This is a genomic window from Amycolatopsis rhabdoformis, from assembly GCF_035918295.1.
GTDB lineage: Bacteria > Actinomycetota > Actinomycetes > Mycobacteriales > Pseudonocardiaceae > Amycolatopsis > Amycolatopsis rhabdoformis.
In genome coordinates this window covers 2,053,218-2,068,795 of record NZ_CP142149.1, presented here as the reverse complement: position 1 = coordinate 2,068,795, position 15,578 = coordinate 2,053,218, and the positions used below count along the sequence as shown (strand labels likewise).

General features: G+C 70.2%; 14 protein-coding genes. 7 read left to right on the top strand and 7 right to left on the bottom strand.

Translation table 11 applies throughout. The annotated features are described in order from the left end of the window. The first annotated feature begins 171 nt into the window (after positions 1 to 171). The 6 genes from VSH64_RS09650 to VSH64_RS09625 all read left to right on the top strand — a co-directional run bounded on the left by VSH64_RS09650 (position 172) and on the right by VSH64_RS09625 (position 5,849). Positions 172 to 1,329 carry an EfeM/EfeO family lipoprotein gene (locus VSH64_RS09650; RefSeq protein ID WP_326835174.1) on the top strand — a complete coding sequence of 386 codons (1,158 nt, stop codon included), beginning with the start codon at positions 172 to 174 and terminating at the stop codon, positions 1,327 to 1,329. Further along, entirely contained in the window at positions 1,322 to 2,491 is a 1,170-nt protein-coding gene (locus tag VSH64_RS09645) for a Dyp-type peroxidase (protein WP_326835173.1), read from the top strand. The genes VSH64_RS09650 and VSH64_RS09645 overlap by 8 nt, the downstream gene beginning before the upstream one ends. Before the next feature lie 134 nt (positions 2,492 to 2,625). Continuing rightward, positions 2,626 to 3,519, top strand: a complete 894-nt coding sequence (locus VSH64_RS09640) for a universal stress protein (protein ID WP_326835172.1) — start codon at positions 2,626 to 2,628, stop codon at positions 3,517 to 3,519. Between the two features lie 158 nt (positions 3,520 to 3,677). Beyond that, positions 3,678 to 4,505, top strand: a complete 828-nt coding sequence (locus VSH64_RS09635; protein ID WP_326835171.1) for a YihY/virulence factor BrkB family protein — start codon at positions 3,678 to 3,680, stop codon at positions 4,503 to 4,505. A 149-nt stretch (positions 4,506 to 4,654) separates the two neighbouring features. Then, positions 4,655 to 4,852 (top strand): hypothetical protein, encoded by a 198-nt coding sequence (locus VSH64_RS09630; RefSeq protein WP_326835170.1) that lies wholly within the window; start codon positions 4,655 to 4,657, stop codon positions 4,850 to 4,852. Beyond that, entirely contained in the window at positions 4,836 to 5,849 is a 1,014-nt protein-coding gene (locus tag VSH64_RS09625) for a S1C family serine protease (RefSeq protein WP_326835169.1), read from the top strand. The genes VSH64_RS09630 and VSH64_RS09625 overlap by 17 nt, the downstream gene beginning before the upstream one ends. A 120-nt stretch (positions 5,850 to 5,969) precedes the next feature. Here VSH64_RS09625 and VSH64_RS09620 read toward each other — a convergent pair whose 3' ends face one another. From VSH64_RS09620 to VSH64_RS09590, 7 genes are all read right to left on the bottom strand, one after another. After that, positions 5,970 to 6,878, bottom strand: a complete 909-nt coding sequence (locus VSH64_RS09620) for a polysaccharide deacetylase family protein (protein WP_326835168.1) — start codon at positions 6,876 to 6,878, stop codon at positions 5,970 to 5,972. 60 nt (positions 6,879 to 6,938) lie between these two features. Continuing rightward, positions 6,939 to 8,390 (bottom strand): MFS transporter, encoded by a 1,452-nt coding sequence (locus VSH64_RS09615; RefSeq protein ID WP_326835167.1) that lies wholly within the window; start codon positions 8,388 to 8,390, stop codon positions 6,939 to 6,941. A 38-nt stretch (positions 8,391 to 8,428) separates the two neighbouring features. Next, positions 8,429 to 9,583, bottom strand: a complete 1,155-nt coding sequence (locus VSH64_RS09610; protein ID WP_326835166.1) for an FCD domain-containing protein — start codon at positions 9,581 to 9,583, stop codon at positions 8,429 to 8,431. Positions 9,584 to 9,963: 380 nt separating this feature from the next. After that, entirely contained in the window at positions 9,964 to 10,413 is a 450-nt protein-coding gene (locus VSH64_RS09605; RefSeq protein WP_326835165.1) for a hypothetical protein, read from the bottom strand. Positions 10,414 to 10,904: 491 nt separating this feature from the next. Beyond that, on the bottom strand, positions 10,905 to 11,843 hold the full coding sequence (locus VSH64_RS09600; RefSeq protein WP_326835164.1) for an AAA family ATPase: 939 nt from the start codon (positions 11,841 to 11,843) through the stop codon (positions 10,905 to 10,907). A 5-nt stretch (positions 11,844 to 11,848) separates the two neighbouring features. Beyond that, positions 11,849 to 12,961 carry an NDMA-dependent alcohol dehydrogenase gene (locus VSH64_RS09595; RefSeq protein WP_326835163.1) on the bottom strand — a complete coding sequence of 371 codons (1,113 nt, stop codon included), beginning with the start codon at positions 12,959 to 12,961 and terminating at the stop codon, positions 11,849 to 11,851. An 11-nt stretch (positions 12,962 to 12,972) separates the two neighbouring features. Further along, positions 12,973 to 13,170 (bottom strand): hypothetical protein, encoded by a 198-nt coding sequence (locus tag VSH64_RS09590; RefSeq protein WP_326835162.1) that lies wholly within the window; start codon positions 13,168 to 13,170, stop codon positions 12,973 to 12,975. 1,009 nt (positions 13,171 to 14,179) lie between these two features. Here VSH64_RS09590 and VSH64_RS09585 point away from each other — a divergent pair. Next, positions 14,180 to 15,487, top strand: a complete 1,308-nt coding sequence (locus VSH64_RS09585; RefSeq protein WP_326835161.1) for an MFS transporter — start codon at positions 14,180 to 14,182, stop codon at positions 15,485 to 15,487. Positions 15,488 to 15,578: the final 91 nt, after the last annotated feature.

Genomic DNA, 15,578 nt, shown 5'->3' with positions numbered 1-15,578 from the left:
CCTTGAGAGTCAACTGCCGCAAGTCTTGACACCGCGAGAATCAGGTTATGAACGTTCCGGAAAGTCTGGGGACGTTCATGGCCTCGACCTGCCCGGCCGGTCACTCGCTGTTCACGGGTGCGTAAGAGGCAGCATCGAATGCGTTCACGACCGACCCGCAGGGTGGGCTCGGTGAGCAGCAGGACGGCCTCGGCGGCCGCACCACCACTGCCGTCGAGCCGGCCTCAGCGCATTGTTCTGGTCGTCGGCTCGCCCTACGGCATCGACGACTGGCTCGGCGGACCGGCCGGCCGCTACGACTTCGAGTTCGTGAACAACGAGGGCGCCGGCGCGGAGGTCTACCTGGAGGACCCCGAGACCGAGCGGATCTACGTCGAGGTCGAGCACTTCGGCCGCGGCGTCAGCCGCGCGGTCACGGCATCGGTGCCACCCGGAACGTACCGCTGGGTCTGCATCACCGACTACACGATCAAGTACAGCCGGCCGGTCGTCGTCACCGGTGACCCGCTGCCCCACGACGTGCACGGGATCATCCCCGTGACCGGGCTCGACCTGCGGATCCCGATCAACGGCTACGTCGAGTGGATCACCGGACAGCTGCCCGCGCTCACCCACCAGGTCGAGCAGCTGCGCGACGCCCTGCGAACCGGCGATGCGGCAGCCGCCCGACGCGACTGGCTGACCGCCCACCTCACCTACGAGACGCTGGGCGGCGCCTACCGCGCGTACGACGAGACCGGTGACGACATCAACGCCGACCCGCCGCGCGGCCTCACCGCCGACCGCCTCGCGGACGCGGACTTCGCGGGCTTCCGCAAGATCGAAGCGATGCTGTGGCAGGACCGGCCGATGGCGACCATCGTGCCGCACGCCGACGCGCTGCTCGAAGCGATCGGGCAGCTCACCGAGGAGCTGGCTCTGCCGAACGCGATCACGCCGATCGACATGGGCCGCCGCGCCCACGAGATCCTCGAGGACACCCTGCAGTGGGACCTCAACGGGATCGGCGACGCCGGCAGCCAGACCGAGCTCGCGACCGTGGACGCGAACCTCACCGGGGTCTGGCAGGCGCTCGACCCGCTGCGGCCGCTCCTGCGCAAGCTGGACCCGTACCTGGACGAGACCGACCAGCAGCTGCGGCTCACCCGGCAGCTGGTCCGCAGCCACCACCACGCCGACGGCTGGGTCGGGCTGGCCGCGTTGTCCGTCCGGCAGCGCGCCGCGGTCAACGCGGCCGTGCAGCACAGCGTCGAACTGCTCTCCCACGCCGCGGTTGTCGTCGACCCGCGCAACGCCACCCGCGACCGAGGCCCGATCACCCATGACTGACCGCGACACCACCCTGCCGGCGAGCCGCCCGTTCGAGGGCATCCACCAGGCCGGCATTCTCGAGCCCGCACAGCAGGCGGCGATCGTCGTCGCGTTCCTCGTGACCGCCGCCGACCGCCCGGCGCTGCGCCGGATGTTCCAGACGCTCACGGCGACCATCCGCTACCTGGTCGCCGGGGCCGACGCCCCGACCGGGCGCGGCAGCGACGACGGGCTCGTCTCCACCCCGTACGAGAACGGCGTGCTCGGCCCGGGCACAGTGCCCGACGGTCTCACCGTCACGGTCAGCGTCGGCGCGAGCCTGTTCGACGACCGCTTCGGCCTCGCCGACGCGAAACCGGCCCGGCTCCGCGCGATGGACGAGTTCCCCAACGACGCGCTCGACCCCGACCGCTGCGACGGCGACCTGCTGCTGCAGATCTGCGCCGACCACGCGGACACCGTGCTGCACGCGCTGCGCATCCTGATGCGCGCGACCCGCGCCGACCTTCAGGTGCTGTGGCAGATGGAGGGCTTCACCAGTCCGCCGCGGCCGAGCGGGACGCCGCGCAACCTGTTCGGCTTCAAGGACGGCACCGCCAACCTGGAGTTCCTCGACCGCCCAGAGCTCGTCGACCAGCTGGTGTGGACCCGGCCCGGCGGCGACGAACCGGACTGGGTCAGCGGCGGCACCTACCACGTGGTCCGCCTGATCCGGATGTTCGTGGAGTTCTGGGACCGCATCTCGATCAACGAGCAGCAACGCATCTTCGGCCGCGACCGCGACACCGGCGCACCGCTGTCCGGCCGCCCCGGCGAGCGGATACCCGGCCAGGAGGAACTCCAGCTCCCCAGCTACTTCCGGGACGCCCACGGCAACACCGTGCCGCTCGACGCCCACACCCGCCTCGCCAACCCCCACGACGGCACCGCCGACGACCGCCGCATGCTGCGCCGCGGCTTCAACTACAGCGCCGGCATCGAGCGCAACGGCCAGCTCGACCTGGGCATGATCTTCATCTGCTTCAACGCCGACCTCGACCGCCAGTTCGTGGCCGTCCAGACCCTCCTCATCGACGAACCCCTGGTCGACTACATCTCTCCGTTCGGCGGCGGCTACTTCTTCGCCCTGCCCGGCGTGCAAGATGCGGAGGATTGGCTGGGTCGCGGGATGTTCGGCTGACCGAGCGCCGGTCGGGCCCTTCATCCGGCACGGGTGATGCAGCACCCGCCACGCTCTTGCTAAGCCCGTCGCAGCTGCTCGCTTCGGCCGTGTCCAGCAGCGGCAGGACGGCGCGGAGAGGGCAGGTGAGCGGCATGACCATCGGGGCGCGCACGGTGGTGGTGGGCACCGACGGCTCACCGGGCGCCGTGGAAGCCGTGCGGTGGGCGGCGACCGTGGCCGCCGAGCGCAACCTGGATCTGCTCATCACGCACGGTCTCGAGTTCGTCGTCCGGTTTCACGATCTCGACATCGCGGGGATGGACGACGTCGGAACCCTCGCGCAGCACCTCGCGGAAAGCATCGTGTCCGAAGCCCGCGAGGTCGCGCTCTCGGTGGACAGCTCGCTCACCGTCGGCACGGAAATCGTGCCCGAATCGGCTGCGGCGCTGCTGGTCGGGCTGTCGCGCACCGCGCGGATGGTCGTGCTCGGAGGAAGCGGCGTGGGCGCGGTCGGCGGGGTTCTCGTCGGCTCGGCGGTGGCGACGGTCGTGAGCCAGGCGCACTGCCCGGTGGCGGTCGTCCGGCGCCGGGGCGAGACGGTGCCGACGGTAGGGCCGGTGGTGGTGGGGGTCGACGGCAGCCCGAACAGCGAGCAGGCGGTGGGCGTCGCTTTCGAGGAGGCGGCGTTCCGCGGCGCCGGGCTGGTCGCGTTGCACGCGTGGAGTGACGTCTCCGACGAGCGCCTGTTCGGACTGGCGCGGCTGATCGCGAAGTGGGACTCCGTCGAGCCGGATCAACAGCGGCTGCTGGCCCAACGCCTGGCCGGCCGGCAGGAAGAACACCCCGACGTGGAGGTGCGCCGCCGGCTGGTGCGCGACAACCCGCGGGACGCGTTGCTGGAGGAGTCCGAACACGCGCAGCTCGTGGTGGTCGGGAGCCGGGGCCGGGGCGGCTTCAAGGGGCTGCTGCTGGGGTCGACGAGCCAGTCCTTGGTCCGGCGCGCTCAGTGTCCCGTGCTCGTCATCCGTCCGGAGACGGCGACGTGACGGTCGCCGGCTTTCCGAACGGCGCCGCGCCGCACCAAGCCGCGGCGCGCAGTCGAATCGCTCGGAGGCACGGACGCGTGCGGTTGCCGGGGCGGTCGGCGTAGGCGGATCGGCGAAATGAGGTGCACGTGACACGCTCCGGCTCTCTGGTTCGCGCAGTGCGCGGTCGTGTCGAGGCCGCCGTGCGGGTCGTCACCGAGGACCAGCTGCCCGACCGTGCCGCGGCGCTGACCTACTTCGGCCTGCTGGCGATCTTCCCGGCGCTCATCGTGTTGGTTGGCATTCTCGAGCTGACCCTGCGCTCCACGCCGGACACCGACGCCGTCGTCGACGGGTTCGTCGAGCTGCTGCCGGCCGGCGCCGCCGGCGTCGGCCCGGTCCTGAGCGACGCCCTGCGCGAGCGCACCGCGGCCGGAACGGTCGTGGGGGTCGGGCTGCTCGCGAGCGTGTGGGCCGTCTCGGGCTACGTCGCCGCCTGTCAACGCGCGATCAGCGCGATCCGCGGCATGCCCGACACCCGGCTGCCCTGGGTCGCCAAGCTGTCACGGCTTCCGCTCACCCTCCTGATGCTCGCGCTGCTGGCCGGGATCACCCTCGCGCTGCTGGCCGGCGGCCCGCTCGGCGGCGCGATCGAGCGCGCGGTCGGGCTGCCCTACCTGGTCGCGGTCCTCTGGCACTGGGCGCGGTGGCCGCTGTTGTTCGTGGTCCTCCTGATCTTCTTCGGGCTGCTGCACCGAGGATTGCCCGCCGCGCAGGGAGCTCCGAACGGGCGGACGGCGTGGGTGAGCCGCGGCGGTGTCGTCGGCGTGCTGCTCTGGCTCGCCGGCTCCGGCGCGTTCTCCTGGTACAACGCGAACTTCGCCACCGGCTACGGCGCGCTCGGCACGGCGGTCGTTTTTCTCGCGTGGCTCTGGGTGGGTCACTTCGCGCTGCTCGTCGGGGTGGAGATCGACCTCCGGACGGTCCGGCGCACCGACGGGAGCTGAGCCTCGCGCGGCCACGGCGCGATCATTCGGACCGCGGCGCGAACACAGTTCACCCGTCACGGACGACGACGGCCACTTCGACCGGAGGGGGAATGGGGTGCCCCTCGACCCGCCACACCCGGCGAATCTCACCGCGGAGGACGTGCGCCGTGACCGGACCGCAGACCGTCGTCGACGAGTTCAAGCTGCCCCAGCCGCGTTTCGCTGACAGGGGAAGCACCGCCGACGCCACCGGCCGGGCCGGCACCGCCCGTGGCGCTGGGCGCGCCGGCAGCACCGACCTCGCCCTCGTCGGCGTCCGGCACGGCTCGATCCGTCCCCGGCAGCGCGATGCGGCCGGCCGCTAGGGCGGGCGGGCTGGTGCTGGCGCTGGTGGCCACCGCCTGCACCGCAGCCCCACCGACCACCCCCGCGAACGCGCCGCAGGGCACCGGCAGCCTGGCCGACGTGCCCGCCGTCTCGGCCCGCGCGCTGCCGACCGTGGTCAAGGTGCTCACCGGCGGCGGCAACGGCAGCGGTGTCATCTACACCGCCGACGGGCTGATCCTCACCAACGAGCACGTCATCCGCGGCGCCTCCTCCGTGCAGATCGCGTTCGCCGACGGCCGCCGGTCTCCCGGCACGGTCCGAGCCGTCGACGTCGCCACCGACCTGGCCCTGGTGCAGACGGACCGCCGCGACCTGCCGGTCGCCCGGTTCCAGCCTCAGCTGCCGGTGATCGGCGAGCTCGCCGTGGTGATCGGCAGCCCGCTGGGCTTCGAGAACAGCGTCACCGCCGGCGTCGTCTCCGGGCTGCACCGCGAACTCCCCGGCAGCGCCTCGGAAACGCAGGCGCTCGTCGACCTGGTCCAGACCGACGCCGCCATCAGCCCGGGCAACAGCGGCGGCGCCGTGGTGAACAGCCGCGCCGAGGTGATCGGCATCAGCGAGGCCTACATCCCACCGCAGGCCGGCGCCGTGTCCCTCGGCTTCGCCATCCCCGCCGCCACCGCCACCGACATCGCCGAGCAGCTCCGGACCACGGGCCGCGCCCGGCACGCGTTCGCGGGCCTCGAACCGACCCAGATCACGCCCCAGATCGCCACCCAGCTGCGCCTGCCGAGCACCGACGGAGTCATCGTCGCCGCCACCGTGCCCGGCGGCCCCGCGGCCACCGCCGGCCTGAACCCGGGCGACGTCATCCTCACCGCCGACGCCCAACCGACCCGCCGCCCCGAGGACTTCCTGGGCGTCCTGCGCCGCCGCGCCCCGGGCGACAAGATCGCCCTCACGCTCCGCGGCCCGGACGGTCAGCAGCGCTCGACCGAACTCACGCTGACCGATCGACCGGCCTTCAGCCAATGAACGCGGTCTCCGTGATCCGGTAGCGAGGCGCCTTTCGATGTCTCCGCTCTGATGTGCTTCGCGAAGGTGCCTTCGTGACCGTTCGGATGGCTCTCCGCGTCGGCCACGAATGCTCGTCCGTCACTTCTCGAACTCACCCGAGTGCTCGGCCCACCACCGCGCGATGTCCGACCGCCGGGCGAACCACACACCACCCTTGGCCTGTGCGTACTCGAGAAACTCCCGCAACGCCCCGGTCCGCGCCGCCTGGCCGATCAGCCGCGGGTGCAAGCCGATGGACATCATCTTGGGCCGGCCCCGCGAGCCCTCCAGCCACAGCTCGTCGAAGCCGCGCTTGAGGTAGTCGAGGAACAGGCTCGGCGAACGGGTGCCCTGGATGTCGTTGTACGTCAACGAATACGGCACCACGAGATGCCGCGTCCCCTTGACGTCCACGTAGTAGGGAAGATCGTCGTTGTAGGCGTCGGAGTCGTACAGGAACCCGCCGTTTTCCACGACCAGCTCGCGGGTGTTGACCGACGGCCCGTACCGGCAGTACCAGCCGCTCGGCGCCTCGCCCCACGTCTGCTCGAACGAGGAGACCGCCCGCGCGATGTGGTCCGCCTCCTCGTCGCGGGTCAGGCGCCAGTGCTCCTCCCAGCGCCACCCGTGTGCGAGCAGGTCGTGCCCGGCCGCCCGCGCCTCTTTCGCGACCTCGGGGTTGCGTTCGAAGGCGACAGCGCACGCGAAGAACGTCGCCTTCACGTCGTAGTCGTCGAAGAGCCTGAGCAGCCGCCACACGCCGACGCGGCTGCCGTACTCGTACATCGACTCCTTGGCCAGGTCCCGCAGGTGGGCCGGGAACGCGTACTCCACTTCGGCCAGACTGTCGTTCTCGCCGTCGCCCATCTCGTGGGAGTACTCGGAGCCTTCCTCGTAGTTCACCACGATGTTCACGGCCACATTGGCGCCCTCGGGCCACCGCACGGCCGGCACGTCCTTGCCGTAGCCGACCAGGTCGCGGCTGAGGTTGCTCGCTGTTTCACGCATCGACGTCATCTCCTCGCTCAGAACAGCGCCGACCTGAATCCGGCGGCGCCACAAGATCAACTAGGCCGGGCTGTCGGTTCGCCGGCCGGAACCGTGAAGGACTTCCAGCGGCACCCGGTGCGTCTCCGGCACGAACACCGCCGCCACGGCCAGCCCCACGTACATCACCGCCACGGATCCGAACACCCAGGACGCCCCGACGTGCTGCAGGAGCGCGCTGGCGATCAGCGGCAGCAGGGCCCCGCCGACGAATCCGACGTTCACGATCACGGCCGTGCCGAAACCCCGGACCCGCGTGGGGAACAGCTCGGGTGCCCACGTCCAGATGGTGGTGTTGACGATCAGGATGAAGATCTGGAACACGAACCCGAGCACCAGGATGAGCACGTCACCGTTGGCGAACAGCGCGAACGCGGCCACGCCGAGCGCGCTCAGCACCGCACCCGCAGTGACGACAGTGCGGCGCGGAATGGCGAACCCGCCGTAGGAGGCGATCAGGCACCCGATGAGACCGCCGACGTTCTGCAGCATGGTGAACGTGACGCTGCCCTGCACCGAGTAGCCGCGGCCGACCAGGATCTGGGGCATCAGCAGCACCACGCTGAACTGGGCGCCCCACGCCAGGAAAGCCGTGACCCCCAACGCGATCGTGCGCCGACGAAGTGGCTTGGTCAGCACACTCCGCAACGCCTGTCCCCTGGTCTCGTCGTGCTGCGCGCTTTCCGAGGCCGCAGCGGTGTCCCGGCCGACGAAGGACTGGATTTCATCACCGCTGTGGATGCGCAGCCGTCCGGTGGACAGCCGGGTGAGGGCCTCGTTGGTCTCCTGGATCTTGCCGCGGCTCAACAGGTGGGCCGGCGTCTCGGGCAGGTACCGCCGGAAGAACACGATCAACACGGCGGGAACGCCCAGGAGCCCGAACGCCCACCGCCAGGCGTCGGCGCCCGCGTCGACCGCCGAGGCGAACGGACCGATGATCACCAAGGCGTAGATGTAGGCGAGGAAAATGCCGATGCCCGCGGAGATCGTGTTGAACAGGGAGACGAAAACGCCGCGGAACTTCGTCGGCGTCAATTCCGAAAGGTAGGTGAGCCCGACGGCGATCTCGCCGCCGACGCCGAGCCCGGTCACCACCCGCGTGATGCCGAGGACGACCGAGTTCGGCGCGAGGGCCGACAGCACCGAGCCCAGGCAGTAGATACCCAGGCTCACCGAGAGCAGGCTCCGGCGGCCGAAGATGTCCGCGACCAGGCCGCCACCGATGCCACCTGCGACGATGGCCAGCAGGCTCACGGTGGACAGCAGGGCCAGGCCCGAGGCGTCGATTCCGAGCGCCGTTTCCAGGGACGGGCCGAGGGCCGAGAGGATGAGTTGTTCGAAAACCTCGAAGAGGCCGCCCAGCACGACCAGGGTCAGCGCCAGATAATGCGTTCGCGTGAGCCCGAATCCGTCGATGATTTCGCCGAGCGATCGGGGTTTTTTGCTCATGGTGGCTTCAGCGTCGAATGCCATGGTTCCACTTCTTCGGCTCGAGTTTCGTTACCGGGCAGTTAAGAGGCGTCGTCGGCCTTCGTCGGCGGACGGGTGGGCAACGGGAAAGAGAACACGGAAACGAGATCCTCGTCGCCGGTGTTCTCCAGTGCGTGCCAGGAGGCGGCCGGGATGAAGATGGCCTGGCCGCGCTCGAAATCCAGGACACCCTGGTCGGTGTGCAGCCGGCCCGATCCCTGGGCGACGTACATGACCTCGGAGGTGGCGTGGGCGATCGTGCCCGTTTTCGGGGTGCCGGCCGGGATGGTCACCGCGCCGAGGCAGTTCTGGATCTCGGGAACGTTGGTGCCGCTCAACAACAAGCCGTCGGCGTGCGGGTGCGCCGGGTCCGGAGTGACCTGCACGTAGCGTCCGGTGATCGAGTCGGTCATGGGTTCCCTTCTCGCGATGGTTACGCCGCTCTCCCGGCGGGGAGCCGGCCGCTGCTCGGCGCCCTCGTGTCCGGGGAAGAGCTGCGTCTGGTTCCGCTGCAGGTGCGCCTTCATGGCTTCCTCGGCGGCTTCCGGTCCGTCACTGCGAATCGCATCGAGCACGCGTTGGTGATCGGCGATCAGTTCGACGCGCTTCTCGCGGTCCTTGAGAATGATCTGGTTGATCAGCACCCACAGGGGCTGCCGATCTATTTCGACCAGCTCCGACGCGAAATGGTTGAGCAGGTGGTTCGGGCACATCGCGGCCAGATCCGCGTGAAACGCCATGGAATGGTTCACGAAGTCGGGAAGCTGCGCCGGCTCGTCGATCAGGCGCGTGGCGATGTCGAGATCACGCTGGACCTCCCCCAGGTCGATGTCGCCCGGGCCGGCCGCCAGCAGCCGCGAGATCGGCGGCTCCACCACGAGCCGCGCCGCGATCACGTGCTCCGGCGTCGAGCCGATCTCGTGCCCGCTGCGCTGCGCGAGCCCCCGACTCAAGTCCGCGACGTACGTCCCGTCCCCGTGCCGCACGACGATGGCCCCACTCAGCTCCATCGCGAACAACGCCTCGCGCACGGTCGCCCGCGACACCTCGAACTTCACCGACAGATCCCGATCCGACGGCAACCGCGCCCCCGCGGCCAGCCCACCCTGCTGAATCTCACTCAGCAACGCCTGCGCGATGCGCAAGTACCGCCGCTTCGGCAGCGACGAACCGCCGGACTGGTCTGATGACTGCATGGGCAGACGTTAGACCACTGCCTCCGACGAAGACAAGGGGCGGCGATCGGCGTGAGTCGGCGGTCGAGCCCGAGCGTCTGACCTGGTCCCGGTCGAGGCGCCGAGCGGTGGCAGGAAGGATCGGCACAGCTCAAGGCCCCTTTTTGACAGTCGAAGCCAAGGGCGAAGCAGGGTGAACAGGCAGGTGCGGGGCGCCGCGGCTCGGGACTGTTACCTGGGCGACAGGTGGGCTCGGCCGGCCGTTTCGCGTCCGCGACGAGACCCGGCCGGGGTGTCCGTGCCGACCGACCACCGCCATGACGCGCTTCCCGCCCGAGGACGAAGTCTCCACGCCACGGGCGGAACGACCGGCACAAACGGCACCCGAAGAGGCGCCGTTCTCAGCCGAGCAGCGCGGTCAGCACCGAAGGTGCCTCAGCCGGACCCGACAGCGCAGCCCACCTCGTGCCGCACACCCGCGCGAGTGACTCCGCCTCCTCCGTGTCCTCCGACGGTGCGATGATCAGCAGCTCCGGCAGGGCCAGCGCGGCGGGGCCCGGGTCTTCGTCATCGGTTGCGCGACAATCCGACAGCAACACGGTCACCTTGCGGACGGCCCGTGACCGATCGAGTTGGCGGGCGGCCTCGCGCAGAGCGCTTGCCAGGCCGGTGACGCCGTGGCCGCGCAGGTCGAGAACGTCGTCGACCAGGGTGTCGGGTGGGCGCGGGGTGTCGAGGGCACGCAGGATTCGCGGCTCACGGGCGAAGGCGATCACGGCGTGCTCGCCCGGGGCTCGCCACACGCAGGCGGCGGCGGTGAGCGCGGCGGCGGCGAGGCGTGCGCCGCCCATGGAGCCCGAGGCATCGATCAGCAGGCAGAGGGCGAGGGTGGGCCGGGCCCAGGTGCGGGCGGTCAGATCGCCGAGCGCCGGCGGGCGGTGCAGTCTGCGGGCCTCGGCGACGGCCGGCAGCGACGCGTCGAGGTCCAGGTCCCCACCTCGGTCGGCGGGGACGGGTGTGAGGCGGCCGACGCCGGCGCCGCGCGGCGGACCGGACCGGACGCGGTCGAGAACGATCCGGGCAGCCAGCGCACGGGCCGCGGCCCGCAGGGATTCGTCGGTGGCGTGCGCGAGATCTGCGAGGAGGGTCAGGGCCTCGTCGGCGTTTTCGGTCAGGGCGCGGTCGAACGCTTCGAGGTCAAGGGCGCCGACTTCAGGCGAGATCCGGCCGAACCGGTCGTTGCGGGCCAGCTGCGAACGCGGCGTGCTGCGCCGGCCGGGCGCCGGGCGGGGCGGGTTGCGGCGAAGCGCGTCGCGCGCCGGGGCGCCCGCCGGCGGCGGGCTCAGGCTCCCCCCGGCGCATCACCGCCCTCCGGTCTCTCCGGTGTCGAGCCGAACGCCTTCTCGTAGAGCTCCTGCACCACCGTTTCGGCCGAGCGCGAGCAGGACTCCTGCAGCCGGATCCTTCCGGACAGCGCGACGACCGCCGCGTCGAGACCGACCCGCCACTCGGTGACGTCGACCGCGCGGCGGCGCGCCAGCGATGTGCTCAGCCGCACCATGTCGATGGCGCCGCGCACAGAGGAACCGACCCGGATCTCGCCGTGTTCACGCGTCGCCCGGACGAGCTCGACGACTTTGGCGCGCCACGGTTCCGGGACTCGCGGCGCGCGCAGGACCACGACCGTCTCCTCGTCGGCCGCGGTCTGGTAGCCCATGCTGATCCGGCACACGCGGTCGTAGATCGCCGACGAGATCCGGGCCGTCCCCACGGCGTCGAACGGGTTCATGGCCGCGACGAACCGGAACTCCGGCGCCGCCACGACACACCCGAGCCGCGGGACGTGGAGCTCGCCCTCGCTCATCACGGTCAGCAGGACGTTGAGCGTCTCCTCCGGGATCCGGTTGACTTCCTCGACGTAGAGCAGGGCACCGGACCGAAGCGCCTGCGCGAGCGGCCCGTCGACGAAGGTTTCCGGCCGGTAGCCCCGATCCAGCACCAGCGCGGGGTCGAAGTGCCCGATCAGCCGCGCCGGGGTGAGTTCCGCGTTGCCCTCGACGAAGACGAACGGGACCTCGGCGTGGTGCGCGACCGCCCGCAGCAGGGTGGTTTTGCCGGTGCCCGGCGGCCCTTCCAGCACCACGTGGGCGCCGCTGTCGAGGGCCGCTTCCAGCAGTTCGACCTCGTGTTCGCGCCCGACCACGGGCGACTTCGCCGCGGCCGGGCCACCGATCTGCGGGCCGGGCACCGGCGAGCCCGGCTCGCGCGGAGCAGAATGCACCGGCTTCAGTGCTCGTGGATCATGACGCCACGGACGTTGCTGCCGTTGAGCAGGTCTTCATACCCTTCGTTGACCTGCTCCAGCGTGTAAGTCTTCGTGATCAGCTCGTCGAGCTTGAGGTCACCGGACTGGTAGAGGCCCAGGATCTTCGGGATGTCAGTGGTCGGGTTGCAGTCGCCGAACAGCGTGCCCTTCACCGTCTTCTTGAACAGCGTGAGGATCGAACCGGGGAGCTGGATGTTCTTCGTCGCCAGCTTGTTCAGACCGGTCAGCACGACGGTGCCGCCCTTGCCGGTGGCGTCGAACGCACCGGTCACGATCTCCTCGGTCACGATTCCCGCGGTGACGATGGCCTTGTCGGCACCGTTGCCGTTGGTCATCTGCCGCGCGAGGTCACCGGCTTCCTCGACGGTCGCGACGGCGTGGGTGGCACCGAGCTCCATCGCCTTCTCGCGCTTGTTCGGCAACGGGTCCACGGCGATGAGGTTCTTCGCCCCGGCGTAGCGCGCGCCTTGCACGGCGTTGATGCCGATCCCGCCCACGCCGGACACGATCACCGTCTCGCCCGGCTGGACATCGGCGGCGTTCACCGCGGAGCCCCAGCCCGTCGGCACCCCACAGCCGACGAGCACGGCCTTGTCCAGCGGCAGGTCGTCATCGACCTTCACCACGGAGTTCTGGTGGATGGTGGCGTATTGGGAGAAGGTCCCGAGCATGCACATGGCGCCGTACTGGCCTTTCGGCCCGGAGAAGGGGAACCGCTCGCCGGGCAGGTAGCCCTCGAGGATCGTGGCGCCCATGTCGCAGATGGCCTGCTGCCCCGTGGCGCACCACCGGCACACACCGCAGTTGGGGATGAACGAGCAGACGACGTGATCCCCCGGCTTCGCGCGGGTCACGCCGGGGCCGACCTCTTCGATGATCCCGGCGCCCTCGTGCCCGAGCACCATCGGCAAGCGGGCTTCCAGGTCACCGTGGGCGATGTGGACGTCCGAGTGGCACAGGCCGGCGTAGGTGTAGCGGATCAGCACCTCGCCGTCTTTCGGTCCGTCCAGCTCCAGTTCCTCGATCTCGATCGGCTTGCCGACTTCGTAGACAACCGCTGCCTTCGTCTTCACGGGTTTCTCCTTCACTTCGTTGTGAGGTTCCGTCGAAAGGTGAGGTCGACGGCCTTGGCCCAGAGGCGGGGGCCGATCGTCATCCCGGCGGGATTCGAGGGGAGGCAGTCGAGCGCGGGCCACACGCCGGCCGCCAGGCGGCTGTCCCGACCACCGCCGGCCAGCTTCACCCGCCCGGCGACATCCGGTTCCAGGTCGTGTCGAGTCATCGGACACTCCTTCGCACCGACCGGCGTCGATGCCGGAAGGTGGCCCCCGATCGTGACAATCCAGCAGGAAGTCTGTCAACTTCCCCGCCGGGCCCTCGGATGTGCCCGCCCTCGATCACGCGCCCGAGCTCGTGTTCGTCCGTATCGACGGCGTCGATCCGGGGAACACCACCGCGGAGTAGCAACGGCCTTCTGCCGGCCGGAGTTCAAGCGTCCCCAGGGAGAGCGGCGCCCGCGTCGAACGCCGCCTGGTTCCGCGCCTGGTTTTCGGCGGACCAGGCGGCCAGACCGAAGGCCGCTGACCGCGGCAAATCCTCCAGCGTGGTCAAGCGGTATTCGACGCGGACGCCCTTCCGCGTTCGAGCTCCGTTCGACAAAACCGTTGCGTTGCAGCTGCTTCAGCGCGGGCGCGATACCTGCGACAAGGGAAGCCTTCTCCGCGCAACAGCGGCCGTTCTCGCCGGCATTCTTGCCACGGATGGTCAGCTCCTGCTTCGTGCCGGCTCGGCGGCTTCCTGCCGGACCTGGACCCGCTCCAGATCGTTTTCCGTTTTCCCCTTCCGCGCAGAAGGTGAAAGTTTGCTTCTCCGCCGGCTTCAGCCCTGCGATCGCTCCTTCGAACGACGTCTGCACGCTGTCGATCGCCGAGTACCTCCCAAGCGGCCCGGCCGAGCCGACCACACATCACCAGGCCGGCTCTGCTTCCCCACCAGCCGCCAGCAGCACCCCGAACGGCTAGCCACCGCCTACCCGTTCGACCAGCCGCCGCCCAACCCCCCGGCCGCGATTCTTTGCCCACACGGACACCCGGTCCGCTGTTCCACTATTCCGACGTCCACGGCCGGGCCACGAACCCCGGCAGTCCGGTCCGACCGGCGCCACAACCGGTGCCCCATCCGGTGACCCCGTCGATGCTTCGTCTCCCTTCCCATCGGAACGCCCGACCCGTCCGGAGAACACTCCGCCGACTTCGGCCGGCCGGCGGTCCCCGCTACGTCAAGGAGCTTTCATGACCGCGAACCCCGAACCCATCGAGCGCGACCCCGCCAGAGCCAGAACTCTCGGCGAACCGGCCTTCGAAAAGGTGTCGACCCGGGACATCAAACGCTCGACCGTGATCGGCTGGGTCGCCGGCATCGTCGCGGTCTACGACTTCATCCTGTTCGGCACGTTGCTGCCGCGGATCGCGGCGACGTTCGGCTGGTCCGAGTCCTTCGCGCTGCTGGTGTCCACGCTCGTGAGCGTCGGTACGGCCGTGGCCCTGTTCGCGATCGGGCCGATCGTGGACCGGATCGGGCGCCGGCGCGGGATGATCGCCACGGTCAGCGGCACGGCGATCGCGTCGGCGGTCACGGCCGCGACCGGGGGCGCGACCAGCCTCGTCGCGGTGCGCTCGATCAGCGGGCTCAGCCTGTCCGAGCAGTCCGTGAACGCGACCTACCTCAACGAGCTCTACGCCGCGGCCGAGGACGAACGTGTTTCGAAGCACCGCGGCTTCGTGTTCTCGATGGTGCAAACGGCCTGGCCGCTCGGCGCCCTCGCCGCCGCGGGCTTCGTCGCGCTCGTGTCCCTTTTCCTGGACGCGAGCCAATGGCGCTGGGTCTTTCTCCTCGCCACCGTCCCGGCGATTCTTGTCGCCCTGTTGTGCCGGAAACTGCGGGAGAGCCCGCAGTTCCTGGCCCAGCGCGGCGCCGCGAAACAACGCTCCGCGCCGCTGTCGATGATCTTCAAGCGCGCCCAGCTGCGCAACACCGTGGTGCTCGCGCTCGGCTGGCTCACGAACTGGATGGCGATCCAGACGTTCAGCGTTCTCGGCACCACCGTGCTCGAGTCGGGCAAGGGCTTCAGCTCGTCGAACAGCCTGCTGCTCGTGGTCGCGTCCAACCTGGTCGCCGCGCTCGGGTACCTCGCGCACGGCTGGCTCGGCGATCGCTTCCCGCGTCACCGCGTCATCGCGGTCGGCTGGACCGTCGCCGCGGCGATGTTCACGCTGATGCTGCTCGGCCCGAACAACGTCGGGTTCGTGCTCGTCACCTACATGATCGGGTTGTTCTTCCTGCTCGGCCCGTACGCGACCCTGCTGGTCTTCCAGTCCGAGTGCTACACCACCGAATGCCGCGCGACCGGCGGCGCGTTCGCCTTCGCCATGAGCCAGCCCGGCGCCATCCTCGGCGGGCTGCTCCTCTCGGCGCTGACCGGGCTCGGCTGGGGCTACGGCCCGGCCGCGCTCGTCGTCGGGGCCGGCGGCTGCCTCATCTCGGGCCTGCTGATGCTGGCCGGCCGCAACGTGGCGGCCAGGGCGATCACCGGAGCCTGAACGAGTTCACCCGCGCCGGAACTCCTTGTCGCGCACGGCCCCGAGCTGCCGGGACCAAGGCAGCTCGGGGCCGTGCGCCGCACAAAGCCGC

What these genes read in the sequence shown, in the direction of transcription:
- VSH64_RS09645 (WP_326835173.1), top strand. Translation starts at nt 1,322, where the DNA reads ATGACTGACCGCGACACCACCCTGCCGGCGAGCCGCCCGTTCGAGGGC.
- VSH64_RS09640 (WP_326835172.1), top strand. Translation starts at nt 2,626, where the DNA reads ATGACCATCGGGGCGCGCACGGTGGTGGTGGGCACCGACGGCTCACCG.
- VSH64_RS09625 (WP_326835169.1), top strand. Translation starts at nt 4,836, where the DNA reads ATGCGGCCGGCCGCTAGGGCGGGCGGGCTGGTGCTGGCGCTGGTGGCC.
- VSH64_RS09620 (WP_326835168.1), bottom strand. Translation starts at nt 6,878, where the DNA reads ATGCGTGAAACAGCGAGCAACCTCAGCCGCGACCTGGTCGGCTACGGC.
- VSH64_RS09615 (WP_326835167.1), bottom strand. Translation starts at nt 8,390, where the DNA reads ATGGCATTCGACGCTGAAGCCACCATGAGCAAAAAACCCCGATCGCTC.
- VSH64_RS09610 (WP_326835166.1), bottom strand. Translation starts at nt 9,583, where the DNA reads ATGCAGTCATCAGACCAGTCCGGCGGTTCGTCGCTGCCGAAGCGGCGG.
- VSH64_RS09605 (WP_326835165.1), bottom strand. Translation starts at nt 10,413, where the DNA reads ATGGGCGGCGCACGCCTCGCCGCCGCCGCGCTCACCGCCGCCGCCTGC.
- VSH64_RS09590 (WP_326835162.1), bottom strand. Translation starts at nt 13,170, where the DNA reads ATGACTCGACACGACCTGGAACCGGATGTCGCCGGGCGGGTGAAGCTG.
- VSH64_RS09585 (WP_326835161.1), top strand. Translation starts at nt 14,180, where the DNA reads ATGACCGCGAACCCCGAACCCATCGAGCGCGACCCCGCCAGAGCCAGA.